The organism is Bacillus sp. 5mfcol3.1, from assembly GCF_900114335.1.
Classification (GTDB): domain Bacteria; phylum Bacillota; class Bacilli; order Bacillales; family Bacillaceae_G; genus Bacillus_A; species Bacillus_A thuringiensis_S.
Genome location: NZ_FOST01000044.1, coordinates 1 through 2,972 on the forward strand (window position 1 = coordinate 1; position 2,972 = coordinate 2,972).

Below are 2,972 nucleotides of genomic sequence, written 5' to 3' on the forward strand. Positions count from 1 at the left end.
AAAGCTCTATCCATTCCGACACGCCTCGTTAATCCTCGACTACTTTCGAAATTCGGTACATAGTTAATATGTAAATGCGGATTCGCTTCATCATCATGTAAAACCATGTTATAAACCGTTAGGTTTGGATTTCTCTCTTGGAAAGCCTCAGCATAACGCTTCAGCGCTTCCTTTTTCGCTTCCCTATATTTTGGGTCGTCTTTACCTTCCCCAATCGCTACGACCAATTCTCGTTGCTCATGCGTCTTATCGTCTTTATGTATTTTGTCATAGTAATCATCAATTTTACGGTCATTCCGTTTTTGTTTCTCGTTATATTTGTCCACCGCTTCTTGAAAGATATCCTTGTATACACTTCGGATATCCTTTTGAACAAAATAAATATTCTCATGTAACCTCGATGGATCAATACCAGGATTCCCATGAATATTTTCTCTGTTATTATGACTTAATGAACTTTGGTGGGATTGATTAAATGAGATAGACCCCAACATAAAGTGCCACCACTTTCCCTAGATTAATTGATACCATCAGTCTAGCAAAGCGACGAAATGATGTCAATTAACGTAACCCTATACGTATTTTGACGCTAACGCATCAAAATCGATAGGGGTCTGCGACGCTTGTCGGCTTCGCCGAACCATGCTTAGCATGGCTAAAAGACTTCGGACTTTGTCCGAACCTACAAGGGGAAATTTTCCCCTTGACCCCATCAATCGAACTCCCCAACCCCTCAATCCTTGAGGGGCTCCCTCGCCGGTTGGCATCCCCAAAACGGTTCGTTTTGAGGAAATGCCAAGAGGGTGATGAATCGGCTGCACGTGTCAATTCCTTAATGCTCCTTTCATGGATCAGCACAAACCGCTTCTCCCTTCCAGTCCGCTTACCATTGACACTTACTGTTTATCTTTCTTCTCCTCTTCTATTAAGTGCAGGGTATTTATGTTATAATTACTATCCATCACTAAAACTACCTAAAAGGGTTGTATCCTTTTAAAGAGTTCTTTATATATTTAATATAAAGAACTCTTTTACGTTTATTTATTTAAATTTATGATAAAATTGATAAGACTACATTTGAAAATGTGGGTTCAAGTAGCTGTATTGACTGAATTGCATACAAAAAAACCAATTCTATTACACGAGAATTGGTTTTTTTGCGTATAATGAATAGAAATATATCTAGGCGCTTAAGGAATTCGGTCTTACATAAGCTAGTTTACCATAAATAAAAATAAAAAGAAAATTCAAAACTAAACGTAATTTCATCACTTTTAGTGGGAATAAAATATGAATTTTTTCATATTTTCTGATTAATTACCAAAAATGGGGATGGATAAGTTATAATAATATAAATGAAATTCCCTTTCAGTTTCCGATGAACTGTATTTTAATCTATTATTGGTGCGAAGTCTTTTAAAAGACTTCGTACTTTTTTGTTTACTTTCAAATCATTAAAACATAGAAGATATGATATAGAGCTTTAGAGAAAGAGAATTTTATAAAAGTATAAAATTGCTCTTTATAATTGATTAAATATAAAAAAACCAATTCTGGTGTGAAGAATTGGTCTTTTTGAAACAAGGAAATATTAACTTGTACACCATTTTACATGTACATAATTATTATACCAAATTAACATTCCAATTATTATAAAATCCTAAAAATTAGATTTTATTATGATAAAATTATGTTGTTAGTACGAATTCCTTTAATAGAATTCATACTTTTTTAATTTCTAAAGTAAACTTTTGAATATTTGTTTACATTATAAAAAGAAGACCAAACTAGATTGTTTTTCTAGTTCGGTCTTCTTTTTATTTTAAATTCATTAATAATTACTTTTTTCACATCACTATAAAATACCATTATTAGCATCCCTGATATAGTTATAAATAAAGAAACCCCTTCAATACCAATAAATATCCCTACAAATATAAGAACAATACCTATAAAAAATCCAAAATCATTTACCTCATCATCATCTTCACACTTATCTTTATCCTTTTTATCTAAACCCTCTCTAGCATCTCCTGATCCCTTTATTAACTCATCAATTGTTACTTCATATAAATCACTAAGTAAAATCAAATTATCAATATCAGGATAACTTTTATTACTCTCCCATTTATAAACAGCTTGTCTAGTCACTCCAACCTTTCGAGCTACATCTTCTTGCGAAAAGCTTTTTGATTCACGAAACTTTTTCAATTGCGAACCTAAATTCATATTATTCACCTCTAAGAAATCATTACATATAAACCCTTAATTAATAAAGAAACCATTAATCTAATACATGTAAACTAATGGTTCACATATTCAAATCCTTACTAAATCCCTCTTTACATTCAATTAATACAATGTTATCAGAAACTAAAAAAAGAATCCCATAAACATAGGACTCTTTTTTACTTTTATCAAATGTAAACTTTTAAATATTAGTTTACTTTCAAATTACCTTAAACATGACTTCTTGACAATTCCCATGATATCCTCAATTTATATAACAAAAGTATACATTCAAAATCAAATAAACAAGCAAATTATTAGCTTAATCTAACAATTCTTACAGATACATTTGGAATACTTGCAAACTGCGAATTATAAATGTTCCCTCCTAAAGAATCAGCAGCAATTTCCAAAGTATTAACTAGATTAGGTGCTATAACAAGAAATCCTGAACTTAAGGATTGAAATATTCCAGAAGTTACTTGCGGACTAACAACAGTAGCTCCAGTAATAATAGAACCATTAAGAAGGGCTCTAGTAGATACAAAATTACCTGTTGGAGCTTGCGATACAGTATTATATTCAACTAAATAAGTACCAGCATCTAAATTTATAACACTAGAACCAGGTGTATGTGATATTCCTGGTGTCAATATTAAATTAGTATCTAATGGTATTCCTGTACCTTGAGGGATAAGAGCTGTAGTAGTAAAATTTACTATAAAGGCATTGGTATTAGTGGC

General features: G+C 31.7%; 3 protein-coding genes. All 3 read right to left on the reverse strand.

Translation table 11 applies throughout. The features are described from left to right. A partial coding sequence (locus BM089_RS30215) for a plasmid recombination protein (RefSeq protein WP_175495717.1) occupies nucleotides 1-494 on the reverse strand: 494 nt, incomplete at its 3' end. Between the two features lie 1,306 nt (nucleotides 495-1,800). After that, nucleotides 1,801-2,229 (reverse strand): helix-turn-helix domain-containing protein, encoded by a 429-nt coding sequence (locus BM089_RS30225; RefSeq protein ID WP_026565859.1) that lies wholly within the window; start codon nucleotides 2,227-2,229, stop codon nucleotides 1,801-1,803. Between the two features lie 317 nt (nucleotides 2,230-2,546). Beyond that, nucleotides 2,547-2,972: hypothetical protein (locus tag BM089_RS30230; RefSeq protein ID WP_254791385.1), on the reverse strand; the 426-nt coding region annotated here is incomplete at its 5' end.

Bases quoted from the DNA above. Each gene is read 5' to 3' on its own strand.
- BM089_RS30225 (WP_026565859.1), bottom strand. From the start codon at position 2,229: ATGAATTTAGGTTCGCAATTGAAAAAGTTTCGTGAATCAAAAAGCTTT.